The organism is Nonomuraea sp. WAC 01424, from assembly GCF_003947315.1.
GTDB classification, from domain to species: Bacteria; Actinomycetota; Actinomycetes; order Streptosporangiales; family Streptosporangiaceae; genus Nonomuraea; species Nonomuraea spiralis.
This window is the reverse complement of the sequence record NZ_QHHZ01000010.1, coordinates 133,382-151,544: the sequence shown is the minus strand read 5'-3', so window position 1 is coordinate 151,544 and position 18,163 is coordinate 133,382. Positions and strand designations below refer to the sequence as shown.

The 18,163-nt window shown below is 73.5% G+C and carries 15 protein-coding genes; 10 read left to right on the top strand and 5 right to left on the bottom strand.

Features of this window, described 5'->3' with window-relative positions; genetic code table 11:
- Positions 1–300: 300 nt before the first annotated feature.
- The 4 genes from DMB42_RS27250 (at position 301) to DMB42_RS27235 (ending at position 4,627) form a co-directional block, all read left to right on the top strand.
- Positions 301–1,383 (top strand): dihydrodipicolinate reductase, encoded by a 1,083-nt coding sequence (locus DMB42_RS27250; protein WP_125637881.1) that lies wholly within the window; start codon positions 301–303, stop codon positions 1,381–1,383.
- The gene (locus DMB42_RS27245) at positions 1,380–1,931 is read left to right on the top strand and encodes a carboxymuconolactone decarboxylase family protein (protein WP_125637880.1); all 552 of its coding nucleotides are present in this window, start codon (positions 1,380–1,382) and stop codon (positions 1,929–1,931) included. The genes DMB42_RS27250 and DMB42_RS27245 overlap by 4 nt, the downstream gene beginning before the upstream one ends.
- Positions 1,928–3,529 (top strand): GMC oxidoreductase, encoded by a 1,602-nt coding sequence (locus DMB42_RS27240; RefSeq protein WP_125637879.1) that lies wholly within the window; start codon positions 1,928–1,930, stop codon positions 3,527–3,529. The genes DMB42_RS27245 and DMB42_RS27240 overlap by 4 nt, the downstream gene beginning before the upstream one ends.
- Before the next feature lie 117 nt (positions 3,530–3,646).
- Positions 3,647–4,627, top strand: coding sequence for an alpha/beta fold hydrolase (locus DMB42_RS27235; protein ID WP_125637878.1), 981 nt, complete (start codon positions 3,647–3,649; stop codon positions 4,625–4,627).
- Between the two features lie 40 nt (positions 4,628–4,667).
- On the opposite strand, the gene secD is transcribed toward DMB42_RS27235, so the two are convergent.
- The 3 genes from secD to DMB42_RS27220 are packed head-to-tail and all read right to left on the bottom strand — an operon-like array spanning position 4,668 to position 9,056.
- Positions 4,668–6,905 carry a protein translocase subunit SecD gene (gene secD, locus DMB42_RS27230; protein ID WP_125637877.1) on the bottom strand — a complete coding sequence of 746 codons (2,238 nt, stop codon included), beginning with the start codon at positions 6,903–6,905 and terminating at the stop codon, positions 4,668–4,670.
- 38 nt (positions 6,906–6,943) lie between these two features.
- Positions 6,944–7,381: a hypothetical protein gene (locus DMB42_RS53425; RefSeq protein WP_185844883.1), complete on the bottom strand. Its 438-nt coding sequence runs from the start codon at positions 7,379–7,381 to the stop codon at positions 6,944–6,946.
- Positions 7,382–7,436: 55 nt separating this feature from the next.
- Entirely contained in the window at positions 7,437–9,056 is a 1,620-nt protein-coding gene (locus tag DMB42_RS27220; protein ID WP_221762360.1) for an amidase, read from the bottom strand.
- A 234-nt stretch (positions 9,057–9,290) separates the two neighbouring features.
- Here DMB42_RS27220 and DMB42_RS27215 point away from each other — a divergent pair, with 234 nt between their 5' ends.
- Positions 9,291–11,153, top strand: a complete 1,863-nt coding sequence (locus DMB42_RS27215; protein WP_125637876.1) for an ABC transporter ATP-binding protein — start codon at positions 9,291–9,293, stop codon at positions 11,151–11,153.
- 51 nt (positions 11,154–11,204) lie between these two features.
- Here DMB42_RS27215 and DMB42_RS27210 read toward each other — a convergent pair whose 3' ends face one another.
- Together DMB42_RS27210 and DMB42_RS27205 are read right to left on the bottom strand one after the other, a co-directional pair.
- Complete coding sequence (locus DMB42_RS27210; RefSeq protein ID WP_260477975.1) at positions 11,205–11,750, bottom strand: GtrA family protein; 546 nt, start codon at positions 11,748–11,750, stop codon at positions 11,205–11,207.
- Between the two features lie 71 nt (positions 11,751–11,821).
- Entirely contained in the window at positions 11,822–13,099 is a 1,278-nt protein-coding gene (locus DMB42_RS27205) for an SGNH/GDSL hydrolase family protein (protein WP_125637874.1), read from the bottom strand.
- Positions 13,100–13,324: 225 nt separating this feature from the next.
- Here DMB42_RS27205 and DMB42_RS27200 point away from each other — a divergent pair, with 225 nt between their 5' ends.
- From DMB42_RS27200 to DMB42_RS27180, 5 genes are all read left to right on the top strand, one after another.
- Entirely contained in the window at positions 13,325–14,206 is an 882-nt protein-coding gene (locus DMB42_RS27200) for an ABC transporter substrate-binding protein (RefSeq protein WP_185844882.1), read from the top strand.
- Positions 14,203–15,243: a methyltransferase gene (locus tag DMB42_RS27195; protein ID WP_125637872.1), complete on the top strand. Its 1,041-nt coding sequence runs from the start codon at positions 14,203–14,205 to the stop codon at positions 15,241–15,243. Before DMB42_RS27200 ends, DMB42_RS27195 begins: the two co-directional genes overlap by 4 nt.
- 144 nt (positions 15,244–15,387) lie before the next feature.
- Entirely contained in the window at positions 15,388–16,470 is a 1,083-nt protein-coding gene (locus tag DMB42_RS27190; RefSeq protein WP_260477974.1) for a hypothetical protein, read from the top strand.
- Positions 16,467–17,738: a hypothetical protein gene (locus DMB42_RS27185; protein WP_125637871.1), complete on the top strand. Its 1,272-nt coding sequence runs from the start codon at positions 16,467–16,469 to the stop codon at positions 17,736–17,738. The genes DMB42_RS27190 and DMB42_RS27185 overlap by 4 nt, the downstream gene beginning before the upstream one ends.
- Positions 17,735–18,121: a FixH family protein gene (locus DMB42_RS27180; RefSeq protein ID WP_125637870.1), complete on the top strand. Its 387-nt coding sequence runs from the start codon at positions 17,735–17,737 to the stop codon at positions 18,119–18,121. Before DMB42_RS27185 ends, DMB42_RS27180 begins: the two co-directional genes overlap by 4 nt.
- Positions 18,122–18,163: the final 42 nt, after the last annotated feature.

Below are 18,163 nucleotides of genomic sequence, written 5' to 3'. Positions count from 1 at the left end.
CTCGGCCCAGCTCCCGACCACCCGCCCTCTCCCCCGCCGCCGAGCCGGGAGACCTGGCCACCCGCCCCCTCCCTCGCCCCCCAGGCCGGGCCGGGCCGCGGGGTATCCGCCGTCAGGGCGCACCACACCCCGGGCCACGCCTTGCCGCACGGAACGCGGACGTCGCCCCCACCGGCCCCACCGGCCCCCCACCGGCCCCTCGCCGTGCCCGGACGGGGGCGTCCCGACGGGGGCGCGGGCGTTGGGGGTGATCGGACTTGGGCCCTGTACACCAAACCAAGCGCTTGCTACGCTCCGCCCATGATGTCCACCGTGGTGTGGGGTACCGGCAACGTCGGCCGCGCCGCCATCAGGGCCGTGGAGGCCCATCCCGACCTCAGTCTCGCCGCCGTCGTCGTGCGCTCCCCGGACAAGGTCGGCCGCGACGCCGGCCAGCTCGCCGGTCTCGGCCGCGACCTCGGCGTCACCGCGACGGACGACCCCGCCGCCGTCCTGGCCACGCGCCCGAGGGCCGTCGTGTACGCCGCCTCCGGCGACCTGCGTCCCGACGACGCGCTGGCCGACGTCGTCCGCGCGGTACGGGCCGGCGCCGTCGTCGTCACGCCCTCCCTGTACGCCCTCTACGACCAGCAGGGCGCCCCGCCCGAACTGCGGGAGCACGTGCTGGCCGCCGTCGCGGAGGGCGGCGGCTCGCTGTTCGCCTCCGGCATCGACCCCGGCTGGGGCAACGACGTGCTGCCCCTGCTGCTCAGCGGCCTCGGCTCGGTCGTGGACGCGATCCGCTGCCAGGAGATCTTCGACTACTCCGGCTACGACCGCCCGGACGCGGTCCGTGACATGGTCGGCATGGGCCGCCCGATGGACTACGAGCCGCCGATGATCGCGCCGTCCGTCCCGTCCATGGTGTGGGGCGGCCAGGTACGGCTGATGGCGCGGGCCCTCGGCGTCACGCTGGAGGAGATCCGCGAGGTCGTGGAGCGCCGCCCGCTCGGCCGTACGGTGAGCACCGCCGGCATGGGCGTGTTCGAGGCCGGCACCCAGGGCGCGGTGCGCTTCGAGGTACAGGGCGTCGTCGAGGGCGTGCCGCGCATCGTGATCGAGCACGTCACCCGCATCCACTCCTCCTGCGCCCCCGACTGGCCGCTCCCCCCGGACGGCGGCGACGGCGCCCACCGGGTGATCGTCGAAGGCCGTCCGCGCATCGAGGTCACGATCGAGGCCACCGACGAGGGCGGCAGCCGCTCGGCGGGCGGGAACGCCACCGCGGCCGGCCGGCTGGTGAACGCCATCGGCTGGCTCGCCGCCGCCCCGCCCGTCCTGTACGACGCGCTCGACGTCCCCCTGACACCCGCGACCGGCCGGCTCGGAAGGAAGAACCCATGATCGTGGACGTCCCCGGAGGCAGGGACCCCATCGCGTACGTCTGGGGCGAGATGGTCCCCGGCATCGGCGCCGCCGCCTCGAAGTTCTCCCTGGCCGTCTACGCCCACACCACCCTCGGCCTGCGCGAGTTCGAGGCGGCCCGGCTGCGGATCGCGCAGATCAACGGGTGCGTCTTCTGCCTCGACTGGCGTACCGAGCGTGACGGCGTCAAGGTCGAGGACGGCTTCGCCGACGCGGTCGCCGCCTGGCGCACCACGGACGCCTTCGACGCGCGCACCCGGCTGGCCGCCGAGTACGCCGAGCGGTACGCCCTGGACCACCGCGGGCTCGACGAGGAGTTCTGGTCCCGGATGACCGAGCACTACAACGAGAACGAGATCGTGGAACTGAGCATGAGCATCGGTTCCTGGTGGGCTTTCGGCCGGCTCAACCACGTGCTGGGTCTCGACACGGCCTGCATGCTGACCGACGGCCCGTCACCCTCCGTAAAGCCGACCGCCGTCAACCCGACGGCCGTCAAAGCGACCGAGCGAGGGCACGTGACATGAACCCCAGCCGCCGCACCTTCATCGCCACAGGCGCCTCCCTCCTGGGCGCCGCCGTCCTGCCCGGCCGCGCCGCCGCCGCGGGCACCGCCGCCGCCGGTCCGATCGCGGACGGCGCCCGCGTCCCCGTCCTGGTGATCGGCACCGGGTACGGCGGCTCGGTGGCCGCCCTGCGCCTGGCCCAGGCGGGCGTCGAGGTGCACATGATCGAGATGGGCATGGCCTGGGACACCCCCGGCTCCGACGGGAAGATCTTCGGCAACACCCGCGAGCCCGACTACCGCTCCTACTGGCTGCGCACCAGGACCAAGGCGCCGCTCAACTACTTCCTCGGCTTCCCCATCGACCGGGACATCCCCCGTCACACCGGCATCCTGGACGCCGAGGAGTTCGCCGGCATCACCGTCTACCAGGGCCGCGGCGTCGGCGGCGGTTCCCTGGTCAACGGCGGCATGGCGGTCACGCCCAAGCGCGAGAACTTCGCCGGCGTGCTGCCGTCGGTCAACGCCGACGAGATGTACGGCGTCTACTACCCGCGCGCCAACTCCGGCCTCGGCGTCGGCCTGGTGGACCCGGCCTGGTTCGACACCACCGCCTGCTACCAGTACGCCCGCGTCGGCCGCAAGCACGCCCAGCGCTCCGGCTTCCCGTTCACCTTCGTGCCCGACGTGTACGACTGGGACTACATGAAGCAGGAGGCGGCCGGCACCGTACCCCAGTCGGCGCTGGCCGGCGAGATCCTCTACGGCAACAACCAGGGCAAGAAGTCCCTGCAGAAGACGTATCTCGCGCGGGCCAGGGCGACCGGCAAGGTGACGATCTCGCCGCTGCACCAGGTCACCTCGGTCGCCCCGGCGGCGGGCGGCGGCTACACCGTACGGATCGACCAGCTCGCCACCGACGGCTCGGTCACCGCCGCCAAGACCGTCACCGCGACCCGGGTGTTCTTCGCCGCGGGCAGCGTCGGCACCAGCGCGCTGCTGGTCAAGCTGAAGGCCACCGGCGCGCTGCCCGGCCTGAACGACGAGGTCGGCAAGGGCTGGGGCGACAACGGCAACGTCATGTGCGGCCGGGCCAACCACCTGTGGGACCCGACCGGCAAGCTGCAGTCGGCCATCCCGTGCGCGGGCATCGACAACTGGTCGGCCGGGGGCGCCGTCGGCGAGGTCGCGCCGCTGCCGACCGGGATCGAGACGTACGCCTCGTTCTACCTGTCGATCACCAACACGCCGCGCCGCGCGCAGTTCTCCTGGAACGCCGCGACCGGCAAGGTGGACCTGAGCTGGCAGACGGCGTGGAAGCAGACGTCCATCGACATGGCCAAGACGATCTTCGACAAGATCAACGCCAAGGAGGGGACGATCTACCGCACCGACCTGTTCGGCGTGTACAAGATCTGGGGCGACCACCTCACCTACCACCCGCTCGGCGGCGCGGTGCTGAACAGGGCCACCGACAACTACGGCCGCCTGGCCGGCTACCCCGGCCTGTACGTCATCGACGGCTCGCTGATCCCCGGCAACACCACCGTGAACCCGTTCGTCACCATCACGGCGCTGGCCGAGCGGAACATCGAGAAGATCATCGCCACCGACCTCTGAGCATCGCCACCGACCCTTGGCGGAGGGTTTGCCGAAACGGCAAAGGAGTTGGCGGGCGGCCGGACGGCCGGCGCATGATCCTGGTGACAGGCCAGGAATCACGTGCGTGGAGGATCGATGTCGCAGCTCACCCCGGTCACCGAGGGCATCCACCGCCTGGTCCCCTCCCCCGCCGGCCGCGTGCATCTCGTGGAGGCGGGCGAGGGGCCGCTGGTGTTGCTGGTGCACGGGTTCCCCGAGTCCTGGTACTCCTGGCGGCACCAGCTCCCGGCGCTGGCCGCGGCCGGTTACCGGGCGGTCGCGGTGGACGTGCGCGGTTACGGGCGCTCGTCCAGGCCGGCGGACGTGGCCGCGTACCGGATGACCGAGCTGGTCGAGGACGGCGTGGCCGTGGTGCGGGCGCTGGGCGAGCGGTCGGCGGTGATCGTGGGCCACGACTGGGGCGCGGGCATCGCCGCCGACAGCGCCCTGCTCCGGCCGGACGTCTTCCGCGCGGTCGCCATGCTCAGCGTGCCGTACGTGCCGCGCGGCGGGCCGCGTCCCAGCGAGGCGTTCGCCGCCATGGGCGGGACGGACGAGTTCTACGTCAGCTACTTCCAGACCCCCGGCCGGGCCGAGGCCGAGATCGAGCCGGACGTGCGCGGCTGGCTGGCGGGCACGTACGCGGCCCTGTCGGCCGACACCATGCCCGGCCCTAGCGCGCCCGACCCGCACTTCGTGGCCCCGGGCGGCCGGCTGCGCGACCGGTTCCCCGAGGGCCGGCTGCCCGGCTGGCTCGGCGCGGCCGACCTCGACTTCTACGCCGCCGAGTTCGAGCGCACCGGCCTGACCGGCGCGCTCAACCGCTACCGCAACATGGACCGCGACTGGTCCGACCTCGCCCCGTACGACGGCGCGCCCGTCACCCAGCCGTCCCTGTTCATCGGCGGCGCCCAGGACGCCACCACCAGATGGCTGGCCGACGCCGTGGACGCCTTCCCCGCCACCCTGCCGGGCCTGGTCTCCTCCCATCTCCTGGACGACTGCGGCCACTGGGTCCAGCAGGAACGCCCGGACGAGGTCAACGGCCTCCTCCTCGACTGGCTCACCCAGCTCTGAGGCGGCACCGCGGGCCCGCGCCGGGCGGGCCCGCGGCCGGTCACAACACGGCTCCCGAACCCTCGCGGGGCCGCCGCGCGGACTTGGGAGCGGGGGGCTGCGGGGCGGGACGGCGGTCGTACCGGGCGAGCCCGATGGCGGCGGGACCCGCCACGAACGACGACGTCAGCGTGCCCACCACGATCCCGGTGACCAGCGCGATCGCGAAGTCGCGCAGCGAGTCGCCGCCGAAGACGGCCAGCGCGACCAGCACGAACAGGGCGCCGAGCCCGGTGTTGACGGTCCGCGGCACGGTCTGCAGGATCGCCGTGTTCACCGCCTCGGCCAGCGGCGCGGTCCGGCGGGCGGCCCACAGTTCCCGCACCCGGTCGAACACCACCACCTTGTCGTTGACCGAGTAGCCGACCACGGTCAGCATCGCGGCGAGGAAGACGCCGTCCACCGGCTTGCCGAGCCAGGCGAACAGCCCGAGGACGACGGCCAGGTCCACCACCAGGGCCAGCACGGTCGCCGTGCCGAACGTCCAGCGGAACCGCACCGCCAGGTACACCAGCTGCGCGGCCACGGCCACGCCGAGCGCGATGACGGCATTGCGGCGCAGCTCCTCGCCCAGCGTGGGGCCGATGAACTCGTCGCGCTGCTTGGTCACCTCACCTGCCTGCGCCTCCAGCGCGGCCTGGATCTTGGCCGGGTCGAGCTGCCCCGCCCGTACGGCCACGCCGTCGGCGGTGGCCTGCACGACCGCGCCCGGATAGCCGGCCCTGGCCACGATCTCCCGGGCGGTGTCGGCCTCGACCGGCTTGGACGTGCCGAACTCCACGAGCCGGCCCCCGGTGAACTCCACCCCGAAGTCCAGCCCGCGTACGAACAACCCGGCCAGAGCCGCAGCGACCAGGCCGCCCGCGACCGCCAGCCACATCTTCCTGGCCTTCATGAGCTGCGGGTCGCGGCGGGCCACCCACGTCCTGACCGCGCCGGGGGAGCCGAGGCCGGAGAGGCGCGGCCCGATCCGGCCCATGACGGCCTGGGTGAGCACGCGGGTGATCAGCATGGCCGACACCAGCGAGGCGATCACGCCGACCGCCAGCGTCACGCCGAACCCCTTGACCGGCCCGGAGGCCAGCCAGAACAGCAGCCCGGCGGCGATGAGCGTGGTGACGTTGGAGTCGGCGATGGCGCTCCAGGCGTTCTTGAAGCCCCGGTTCAGCGCGGGCGCCAGACCGCGCCCGGGGGCCAGGGCGTACTCCTCCCTGGCGCGTTCGAAGACCAGCACGTTGGCGTCCACCGCCATGCCGATGGCCAGCACGAACCCGGCCAGTCCCGGCAACGTGAACGTCGCCCCCATCGCCACCAGCGCGGCGTAGGAGATCAGGCCGTAGCAGGTCAGCGCGATCGCGGCGAGCAGGCCGGACAGGCGGTAGACGGCGATGATGAACAGGGCGGTCAGCACCAGCCCGACGACGGCCGCCTTGACGCTGGCCTCGACGGCGGCGGCGCCCAGCGTGGGGCCGACCGTCCGCTGCTCGACCAGGTCGAGCGGCACGGGCAGCGCGCCGCCCTTGATCAGCACGGCCAGGTCGCGGGCCTCCTCGTGGGTGAAGGACCCGGTGATCTCGGTGCTGCCGCCGGAGATGCCGGTGCCGCACGGCACGGACGGATCGACCTGCGGCGAGGAGATGACCTTCTTGTCCAGCACGATGGCCACGCGCCGCTTGGGGTCGCCCGCCTGCTGGCAGGCGGCCGTGCCGGTCAGCCGCTGCCAGGCGGCGGCGTCGCGGAAGTCGACCGTGACCCACCAGCCGGGCCCGCGTTGCGGGTCGCTGCGCTCGGCGGCGTCGCTGACGCCGTCGCCGCTGACCGCCACCGGGCCGAGCGCGAGGTGCCGGCCGCTCTCGTCGGGCAGCGCGCCGGCGTCCCCCGCCTGGGCCTCGCCCGTGACGGAGTGGAAGGCGAGCTGCGCGGTACGGCCGATGACCTCGGCCGCCTTGGCCGGGTCGAGCACGCCGGGCAGCTCGACGATGATCCGCTTCTCGCCGGAGCGGACCAGGGTGGGATCGACGACCCCCAGCGCGTCCGCCCGGCGGCGGAGCACGTCGAGGGCGCGGTCGGTGGCCGAGGAGTCGGCCTTGACCGTCGGTGAGTCTCTGGCCTCGAAGACGAGCTGGGTACCGCCACGCAGGTCGAGGCCGAGGCGTGGCGTGGCGGTGAGGGACAGGATGATCGAGGTCGCGATGACGGCGAACGCCGCCAGCGCGCGCCACATGGGCGCACGTGACATGAGGCCTCCACAGGCTCAGGTGTGCGGAAGAGGGATCTTCAGAGCACCGTGGAGGGCGGAGCGCGGGCCGCCGGCGCGCCCTGCGGGCGGTCGGCGGCGGAACGGGAGACGAGCGGCCGTACGACGGCCGTCCAGGAGGGACGCGGCCGGGCCGGGCCGGCGGCGGGCAACGCCTGCCCGGCGGGCCCCGCCTGGTCGTGCCCGGACGGCCTGGCCTGGGCGAGCGGCTGCGGCGGCGGCGTGGAACGGAGACTGGCGGCGGCGGGCCGGTGGGCCTCAGCCCGGACGACCGTCCGGACCGACGCCCGGACCGGCGCCTCAGCCGGTGCCTGGGCCGGTGTCTGGGCCGGTGTCTGGGCCGCCGCCTGGGCCGGGGCCATGACGGCCGCGACCTGGGAGGCGATCTCGCCGTGGCCGATCGCGGGGAGCAGCCACGACAGGACGAGGAGCAGCGCGGCGGGCACTCTGGTGCGCACGTCGCCTCCTTCCCCCGTTGCCGTCGCCCCCTACCGTAGCCGCCGCCGCGGCCCGTCAGGGCAGGGTGCGCAGATACGTCGGCGGCTTGCGGATCTGGGTCGCCTGTTCGAAGGCGTACCCGAGGGCGATCAGGGCGGGTTCGGAGAAGCGCCCGCCGAAGAAGGTGACGCCGAGCGGCAGGACGTCACGGGCGTACCCGGCGGGGACGGTGACGGCCGGGTAGCCGGAGACGGCCGAGGGGGCGGAGGAGGAGACGAATCCGGTGAAGTCGTCGCCCTTGGTCAGGTCGGTCAGCCAGGCGGCGTGGTTGGTGGGGGCCAGCAGCGCGTCCAGGCGGCCGGCGGCCATCGAGGAGTCGATCGCCCGGCGGGCCAGCGTGGTGGCCTTCTCGCGCAGGGCGCGGTAGGCGGGGTCGTCCAGGTCGCCGGTGGTGGCCTGGGCCTGCTCGAAGAGCTCCTGGCCGAAGTAGCGCAGCTCGGTCCCGGCGTGCTGCCGGTTGAAGTCGATCAGCCCGGCCAGGTCGGCGGGGTGGCGGCCGGGGGTGGCCGCCAGGTAGGCGTTCAGGTCGTGCTTGAACTCGGTCAGCAGCGCGGGGAACTCGGCCTCGCCGGCCTCGTCCATGCGCTCCAGCTCGACGTCCACCACGGTCGCGCCGCGGGCGCGCAGGGTGGCGACGGCGGCGTCCAGGGTGGCGCGTACCTCCTGGTTGTCGCCCGCGACCGAGCGCCACACGCCGATGCGGGCGCCGGACAGCGCGCCGGGCCGCAGCGCCCTGAGGTAGTCGCGGTCGCCGCCCGGCACGGTGTCGGACACGGTGTCGGGGTCGCGCGGGTCGGCCCCCTGGATGACCGAGAGCACGGCGGCGGCGTCGGTGACGTTCCTGGTGATCGGGCCGGCGGTGTCCTGGCGTGCCGAGAGCGGCACCACGCCGGCCCGGCTGACCAGCCCGAGCGTGGGCTTGATGCCGACCACGCCGTTGATCCCGGCCGGGCAGACGATCGAGCCGTCGGTCTCGGTGCCGATGGTGACCGCGGCCAGGGTGGCGGCGGCGGCGACCGCCGAGCCGCTGCTCGACCCGCAGGGGTTGCGGTCCAGCACGTACGGGTTGTTGGTCTGGCCGCCCACCGCGCTCCACCCGCTGGAGGACGGGGCGGAGCGGAAGTTGGCCCATTCCGACAGGTTCGCCTTGCCGAGGATCACCGCGCCGGCCGCCCGCAGCCGCTGGACGAGGAACGCCTCGCGGGCCGGGCGGGAGCCGAGCAGCGCCTGCGAGCCGGCGGTCGTACGGAGCGGCGCGGCGGTGTCGATGTTGTCCTTGAGCAGGACCGGGATGCCTTCGAGGGGGCCGTGGGCGCCCCGGCGGCGACGCTGGTCGCTGCGTTCGGCCTCGCGCAGCGCGCCGGGGTTGGTCTGGACGACCGCGTGCACCAGCGGGTCCACCGCGCGGATGCGGTCGAGGTAGAACCGGGTGAGCGTCACGGCGTCGAAGCGGCCCCGGTCCATGGCGCGCTGCAGGTCGAGCACGTTGGCGCGGTCGAGGTCCAGGCCGCGCAGGACGGTGCCGGCGGATGGGGTGGCCGCCTCGCGGGCCTGCGCCGGGGCGGCCACGGTTAACCCGGCCACGGCGAGCGCGGCCGCCACGGCGAGCCGGCGGCGGGGCTTCATGGGAGTCATGGCTGAAGAGCGTAACCATGATGCTTTCTCTGGAAAATATTCCAAATCAGATATATCTGTCCCACTCAACTACCGCCCGCCGAGCCGCCCGCCGGGGACGGGGGTTCGTCAGGGGCAGCCCGTGGCCGCGAACACCGTGACCCGGCGGAGGCGGGCTGGCCTCCGGGACACCGTCCTGTCACCTCGCCCCCTCCGGGGCCGGAAACTGTCAGTTGCCGGGCGCACACTCAACGCATGCCCGATGAGCCTCTCGAACTCGGCGAGATCGCCATCTCCGACTGGTACGCCCACAACGACAAGATGGCCGAGGTCGGCTTCCTGACCATCGCCAGACGCCTGCCCTCGCTCGTCGCCCAGGCGATGAGCATGTCCTGGCGGGCCGGCCCCCGCGACACCCTGGCCACCATCGTGCTCAACCTCCTCGGCGGCCTGTTCACCGCCTTCGGCCTGCTGGCCACCACCGGCGTGCTGAGCGCCCTGTTCAGCGAGGGCCCGACCCCCGACCGGGTGCTGGCCGCCCTGCCCAGCCTCGCCCTGGTGGGGGCCGCCGCCGTGCTGCGCACCGCGATGCAGGCCGGCACGGGCTGGGCCCAGTCGCGCCTCACCCCGCAGATCTCCCGCCACACCGAGGAACGCCTCTACGGCCTGACCAGCCAGGTGGAGCTGGTCGCCTACGACGACCCGGAGTTCCACGACAGCCTGGAGCGCGCCAACCAGCGCGGCGTCTCGGTGGCGAGCTCGGTCGTCACCTCGGCCATCGACGTCGTCACCGCGGCCGTCGGCATCGCCGCGGCGGCCGGCGTGCTGGGCGTGCTCCACCCGGTCCTGCTGCCGCTGCTCCTGCTGGCCGTGCTGCCCGACGCCTGGGCGGCGGTGCGCGGCGCCCGCATGCGCTACTCCACCATGTACTCCCTCATCCCCGCCCGCCGCCGCAAGTGGATCATCGCCGAGCTGCTGGCCGAACGCGAGCCCGCCGCCGAGGTGCGCTCGTTCACCATGCGCGGCTTCCTGCTGCGCATGTACGACGCGGTCGCGAGGGCCGAGCAGGACGTCCTGCTCGCCCTGGCCAGACGCCAGACCCTGGCCAGGCTGGTCGGCGAGGCCCTGGGCGGCCTCGGCACCGCTCTGGTCTACGTCGCGCTCGGCGTGCTGCTGGCCGTGGCCGCGATCCCGCTCGCGGTCGCCGGCACCGCGGTGCTGGCCATCAGGACCGGCCAGTCCTCGCTGGCCAACCTCATGTACGCCACCAACCGCCTCTACGAGGAGGGCCTCTACTTCACCGACTTCCTCCAGTTCTGCGCCGACGCCGAACGCCGCGTCCCCGCCGATCGTTCCGGGGCCGTGCCCGAAAGTTTCGACCGCATCGTGGCCGACGACGTGACGTTCACCTACCCGGGCGCGGAGGAGCCGTCGCTGCGCGGGGTGACGGTCGAGATCAAGCGCGGCGAGATCATCGCGTTCGTGGGCGAGAACGGCTCAGGCAAGACGACCCTGGCCAAGATCCTTTCCGGCCTCTACGAGCCCGACACCGGCACCGTCTCCTGGGACGACGCCGACGTGGCCGGCGTGCCCCCCGACGAGCTGCGCCGGCGTACGGCCGTCATCGCCCAGGACCACACCCGCTGGCCGCTCACCGCCCGCTACAACATCACCATGGGCACCGACAAGGGCGAGCCCGCCCTGCGCGCGGCGGCCTCGGTCGCGGGCGCCGACGAGGTCGTCGCGGGCCTGCCCCACGGCTACCGCACCCTGCTCGACCGCCGGTTCAAGGACGGCCACGAGCTGTCCGGCGGCCAGTGGCAGCGCATCGCCGTGGCCCGTGGTTTCCACCGCGAGGCCGATCTGCTGATCTGCGACGAGCCCACGGCCGCTCTCGACGCCCGCGCCGAGCACGCCCTGTTCGAGCGCATCCGCGACCATTCCGAGGGCCGTACGGTCCTGCTGATCACCCATCGCCTGGCCAGCGTGCGCTACGCCGACCGCATCTACGTCCTCGACCACGGCAAGATCACCGAGCAGGGCGACCATCAGGCCCTGATGGCGCTCAACGGCCTCTACGCCGACCTCTACACCCTTCAGGCCGCCGCCTACCGCTGATCATGAGATTGCCGGCGCTCCGCGGGTCCGGACCCGCGGAGCGCCGCGGTCTCAGGCCGCCTTGTCCTTGGAGCCGGGGGCGGGAGCCAGGCGCAGGCCGCCGGGCCGGGCCTGCTCCACGGGGAAGACCCACTTCCGCATCGCCCAGAAGCGGTAGACCATGGTGATCAGCGTGCCGATGACCTGCGCGCTCATGAAGTCGGCGATCTCCTGGGTCATCAGGCTCACGTCCGGGGTCTCCATGTGGAAGATGTACCGGGAGATCCACAGCGGCGCGGAGCTGAGCACCAGACCGACGCCGCTGACCAGGAAGAACAGCGCCGCCTCGTGACGGCGTTCGCGCCCGCCCCTGGTCCGGAACGACCATTCGCGGTTGAGCACGTAGGACACGATCGTCGCCACGAGCACCGCGATGATCTTCGCGGTCACCGGCTTCGGTTCCAGGACGGTCAGCTTCAGCCCGTAGAACAGCGCGTTGTCCACCAGGAACGTCGTGCCGCCCACCACCGCGAACTTCAGTGGTTCACGGTGCTTCAGCGCCAGGGCGCGCAGCGGTTCCGGCAATCTCGCGAGTACGGCGTTTGCTATTCGGAGCACCCCCGATCTTCTCACCAGTCACACACTCCGGCGCAACGCTTCCCGGACGCGGATCTGCCGCGGTTCCCGCGTCAGCGGCGCAGCAGGCCGGCCGCCACGGCCTCGGCCAGGGCCCGGTACCCCGCCGGATTCAGGTGCAGATGGTCGCCCACGTCGTAGGCGGGCAGCAGGGCGCGGGGGGCGGCCGGGTCGCGGGCCGCGCGGTCGAAGTCGATCACGGCGTCGAACGTGCCGCTCGTCCGGATCCACTCGTTGACGCGCTGCCTGGCCGCCTCCCGCAGGCCGCCGGGGTCGTCGTAGGAGGTGTTGCCGCCGAAGGGGGTGAGGGTGGCGCCGTACACGCGCAGGTCCTGGGCGTGGGCGCGGGTGACGATCTGGTCGTAGGCGGCGATCAGGTCGTCGGCGACCTGCCGCTGCGCGGCCTCGGTGGCCGGGGCGGTGCCGATGTCGTTGACGCCCTCGAAGACGATCAGCCAGGCGAGCCCGCTCCGGGCGAGCACGTCGCGGTCCAGCCGGGCCAGGGCGGCCGGGCCGAGTCCGTCGTTCAGCACCCGGTTGCCGCCGGCGGCCTGGTTGGCGAGCGCGAGGCCGGGCAGGCGCGGCTGGAGCCGGTCGAGCAGCTGGTCGGGCCAGCGGTCGTTCCGGTTGGTGGTGGAGCCCCTGCCGTCGGTGAGCGAGTCGCCCAGTACGGCGAGGGCGGCGGTGGACCGCTTGGCCCGCACCTCGACCGCGCTCAGCAGGTACCAGTGGTCGACCGGGGTGGCGCCGGTCAGGCCGGGGGCGTCGGTCTGGTCGCCGGGGGCCAGGTAGGAGGTGGTCCTGGAGCCGGGGTGGGAGGTGAGGGCGTTCGAGGCCTGCCCCTGGGCGAGGTGCGCGGTCACCGACAACACCGAGCGCGGCGCGAGCGCGAGGTCCAGCGGGTCGGACACGACCTGCGCCCCGGCCGGCACGACGGTGGAGGCACGGCCGCTGAAGGTCAGGGGCCGTGCGGTGCCGGGCTGGATCGTGCTCACCCCGGCCGCCCCGCCCTCCGGGAACGCCACGGAGGCCCGCGTGATGGGCAGCGGCGCGCCGCCGAAGGCGTTGGAGAAGCGCACCCGTACGCGTTTCCCGCCGGCCGAGACGCGGACGGTCTGCCGGAGCGTGGTGTCGGCCAGGACCAGCCCGTCCTGTGTGTACGGCGGCGGCGGCATGTTGCCCGGCTCGGTGAGCTGCGGCATCGAGGTCCAGGTGTCGACCCAGTGTTCTCCGGGGAGCGAGGACGGGTCGGCGGCGCCCGTGGCGGGCGCGGCCGTCAGCACCGCGGCCCCGGCGACGGCGAGGGCCACCAGCTTCCACATTCTGCCCATGGGCACTCCGAAACTTTCGGCCTAGCAGCGAATATTTCTCCCGGACCGTACGACGGGCCGCGCCACGGGTCAACAGGGTGATCCGCTTCTGACACGACGGCATTCCCGTTCTGACCTGGCGTTGCAAGGAGGGCGTCCCGATGGTGCACTCAAGGGCGTTGGTTCCGACCTGTGTCAGGCCGCCAGCGGGAGCGAAAGCCGGCGGCGGACCTCGAAGGGAGAACCGTGAGACGATTACGTCCCTTACCGGCCCTGCTGGGCCTGCTGCTGGCCGTGCTGCTGGTCGGGGCCTCGGCCTGCAGCGGGTCCGCGCCCGCGACGGGCGGCGCCGGAACGGCCCGGTCCGGCGCGCCGCCGGAGAAGATCCGGGTCGGCGTCATCCCGATCCCCGACAGCGCGCTGGTCTACCTCGCCCGCGACCGCGGTTACTTCGCCGCCGAGGGGCTGGAGGTGGAGCCGGTGGTCGTGCGGGGCGGCGGCCCGGCGATCGAGAAGATGCGGGGCGGCGCCCTGGAGTTCGCGCTGATCAACTACGTGACGGGCTTCCTGTACCAGCGGCGCGAACCCGGACAGCTCAAGCTGGTCGCCGACGCCTACCACGCCGCGCCGGGCGCGTTCCAGCTCTTCGTGCCGCCCGGCAGCCCGATCCGGAGCGTCCGCGACCTCAAGACGTCCGGCGGCCCGAAGAGGAGCATCGCGGTGGCGACGCTGCGCTCGGTGGCCACGCTGAGCGCCGAGACCGTGCTCGCCGCGGCCGGGCTGTCGGCGGCCGACGTCGCGTTCAAGGCGATCGCCGGATGGGCCACGACCTCGTCGTACGCGGGGGCGCATCCCAGCAGCGTGGCCGGGTTCCAGCGGGCCATGGCCCACGCCCAGCTCGACTCGCGTGACCGGGCCCTGGTCACCGGGGTACTGGGCACGTACACGAAGATCCCGCGCGAGGTTTTGCCGACCATCACGCTCGGGACGTTCCCCGCTGGCCTGGAGGCCGAGAAGCTGCAGGCGGTGGTGGACACCATGGTGAGGTTCGGCTACCTGCCCGCGCCGCTGCGGACGGAGAGCATGATCGTCCGGCCGCCCTGGGAATCGGGGAAGGGGAACCCATGAGCGACACGTGGAAGCGGGCGCGGGTGCTGCGCCTGATCGACGACTACATCCTGTACGCCGCCGTCCGGGCGGCCCTGCGGCTGTCGGTCTTCGACCTGGTGGCCGCCGGGGCCTGCGCCGTGGACGAGCTGGCCGACGAGATCGCCGCCGGCGGGACCGGCCGTCCCGACGAGCAGTTGCTGGGCCGCCTGCTGAGGGCGCTGGAGCACCTGCGGCTCGTCGAGCGGGACGCCCGCGGCCGCTACCTGCTCACCGGCGAGGGCGACCTGCTCACCAGCGGGCGGGACGACTCGCTGGCCCCCGCCGCGCTGATGTGGGGCGAGGAGCTGTGGCGGGACTCCGCCGACCTGCTGCACCGGACGATCACCCGCGGCGGGCCCGCCGCCCTGGAGCTCCACCAGGTCGGCTCCCCCTACGACTGGCTCAGCATGCGTCCCGCGGCCGGCGCCCTGTTCAACGAGTACATGGCCACCCGCAGCGTCACCGTGGCCCGCGCGCTGGCCGGGCAGGACCTGACCGGCGTGGACGCCGTCGCCGACATCGGCGGCGGCACCGGCATCGTCCTGGCCACGCTCCTGGCCTCCCATCCGCGGCTGCGCGGCGTGCTGTTCGAGCTGCCCGAGGTGGCGGCGCAGGCCCGGCGGCACCTGGACGGGCGGTCCGCCGTCACGGTGGCCGAGGGCGACATGTTCGCCGACCCGCTGCCCCTGGCGGGCCTGTACCTGCTGAGCAACATCGTGCACAACTATCCCGACGAGCAGGCCGCCAAGCTGCTGGCCCGGATCGCCGCCCTGATGGACGCGGACGCCGAGTTGTGGATCGTGGACGCGATCCTCGACGACGACCCGCACCGCTCGCCGACGTCGGCCGTGGCGCTGGACATGAAGATGCTCACGCTGTTCACCGGCGGCCGCGAACGCACGCTGACCGGCGTCGAGTCCCTGCTGGAGGCGGCCGGGCTGCACGTCGCGCGGACCGAACCGCTCCCCCACGGCCTGCACCTGGTGGTGGCCAGGCAGCGCCCGGCCTCCGGATGAGCCACCGGCCGCGCACATTCACCGGCCGTCCACCAGACTGGCGGCTACGGGCGCGGGCCCGGGCCGTACGGTGCGGGTGATCTTCGGCTTTCCGCCACTTCGCGGCTTCCGAAACTGATCGTTCATGGAAAGGGGAGACACGAAGTGGCGGAGACCAACGCCGGCGTGCGGCGATTACTTGCGGACTCGGGGGAACCACGCGGGTGGGTCCCGCTCCGGGCGGATCTCGTCACGGCGCTGCTGGGGGTCTGGTTCGGCATCGGGCTGATGATCGACGCGTGGGCGCACAGCAACCTGACCGAGCTGGAGACGTTCTTCACGCCGTGGCACGCGGCCTTCTACTCGGGGTTCGCCGCGGTGTCGGGCTGGATCATCTGGCAGGTCTACCGCAACGTGCGGCTCGGCCGCCAAGGGCTGGCCGCCGTACCGCAGGGCTACCTGGCCGGGCTGGTCTCGATCCCGGCGTTCGCGGTCTGCGGCCTGGCCGACATGACCTGGCACACCGTGCTCGGCATCGAGACGAGCATCGACATCCTGTTCAGCCCGTCCCATCTGGGGCTGATCGTGACCATGCTGCTCATCATCACCACGCCGCTGCGCTCGGCCTGGAGCGCCCCCGACGTGGGCGTGCGGCCCTCGCTCGGGCGGCTGTTCCCGGCGCTGGCCGGGCTCGCGTTCGCCGCCACTCTGGTGTCGCTGTTCCTGTCGTACGGCGACGCCCTCCAGTACGGCTCCGCCGCCATCGTCGAGTCGTTCTCCGACGTACGGGGGCCCGGCGCGGACCTGCTGGCCGCCTCGATGGCCATCAGCAACGTCGTCCTGCTCGCCCCGGTGCTGCTGGTGGTACGGCGCTGGAACCTGCCCTTCGGCGGCGTGACCGTCATGTACACGGTCGCCGCGTTGATGCCCGGCTCGCAGACGGCGTTCGAGAACCTGCCGACCCTGCTCACGTTCGTCGCCGCGGGCCTGGCGAGCGACGTGCTGATCCGGCTGCTGCGCCCGTCCGGCGCGCGGCGGGCCGCCTACTGGGCCTTCGCCGGGTTGTCGGCCTTCATCACCTGGTCGCTCTACATCGCGGTCGCCTCGGTCGCCGGGGGCGGGCTGCCCGCGGTGCCCGAGTTGTGGACCGGCGCGCCGGTGGTCGCCGGGCTGATCGGCCTGGCGCTCGGCGCGCTGTTCCTGCCGAACGCCCTGCCCGCGAACGCGGCCGACGCCGGCCGGGCATGACCCGGCTGCTCCGGGTCCTCTGTCTCGCCGTCGTCCTGCTGCTCGCGGGCGCCGTACCGGCCGCGGCCCACAACGTCGCGGCCGGGGCGGACCTGCGCTTCGCCCAGACGATCGCCGGCGCGGAGCTCACGGTCGTCGTCAAGGCCACCTCGCGGGTGCCGGGGCCGCTGCTGATCGGCCTGATCGCGTACGAACCGGCGACCGGGCCGCGGGTCGGCCTGGAGGTGCGCTCGGTCGAGGACGGCCACAAGGTCACCGCCACCGCGCAGGCCGCCCGCGACCCCCGCTACGTCGAGCTGCCGGTGGAGCGCACCGGGCCGCACGAGCTCCGGCTGACGGCGGGCGACGAGGTCGCAGTGCTGCCGTTCCGGGTCCTGGTGAACCGCGGCTCCGCCGGCGAGTTCCTGATCTACGGCGGCCTGCTCGTGGCGGGGCTGCTGCTGGTCGGCGGCCTGCTGACCGGCGCGCTGTCGCGCAGGACGCCGGCGATGGCGCTGGCCGGGGGCGCGGCGGCCGCGGTGACCGTGGCCGCCATGGTCGTCGTGTTCGAGCCCATGCTGCCGCCCCCGCCGCCCGACGGCGCCGTGCCCACGGTGAGCGCGCAGGCGGCCGGGCGGCCGTTCGCGCAGGGGCGGGTGACGACCTTCCCGGCCCGTCCGGCGGCCGGTCAGGAGTTCACGCTGCGCCTCGACCTCACCGACGGCTCGACCGGGTATCCGGTGGACGATCTCGTCCTGCATCACGAGGCGCTCGCGCACGTGGTCGTCACCAGCGAGGACGGTGCGTACTTCCGGCACCTGCACCCGCTGCGCACCGCGCCGGGACGGCTGGAGGTCCGGCTGCGCGCCGACCGGCCGGGCCGGTTCCTGGCCTACGCGGAGCTGGAACGCGAGGACTCCGGCGGCCAGTTGCTCAGCGGCGCGTTCCAGGTCGCCGGGCACGCGGTGGCCGCCCCGCCGCCGCCCGCGCCGGCGGCCACCCCTGTCGTACGGCCGTCCGCGCCGGTCGCGGGCCGTCCGGCGGCGATCGAGCTGGGCATCGGCGTCACGCCGCGCCAGTGGCTGGGCATGTCGGGGCACCTGATCGTACGCAGCCAGGACGGCACCTTCCTCGGCCACGTGCACGAGATGGGCGTTCCCGCGCCCCGGCTGCGCTTCACCTTCAGCTTCCCGGCCCCGGGCCGCTACCTGGCCTGGGCCCAGTACGCGACCGGCGACCGGATCGTGACCGTGCCCTTCACCGTCGACGTCACGGAGGCCCTCGGATGAGGCGGGTCCTGGCCGTCGCCGCCCTGCTGGCGGCGGCGCTGGCGCTGTTCCTGTACGCGCGCGGCTCCGGCCCCGCCCCGCTCACCCTGACCAGCGTCAGCACCCGGTACGCCGTCACGGTCTCGATCCCGAGGCCGACGACGGGCCGCGTGGCGGCCGAGGTACGGGTGACCTCCGGCGACCCGCACACCGTGACGCTGTCGACCGTGATGCCCGGCATGGGCCACGCCACCCCGGAGATCACCGCCGACCAGCGGCAACCCGGCCGGTACGCGGCCGAGGGCGAGCTGTTCCCGATGGCCGGTGTGTGGGAGTTGTCGGTCCGGCTGAGCGGCGCGGCGGGAGAGGAGCTGCTGGTGGTGAAGGCGCCCATCACGGAATAAGAGCCCACGACGGAAATGAAGCCCGAAACGGGATCGGAGCCT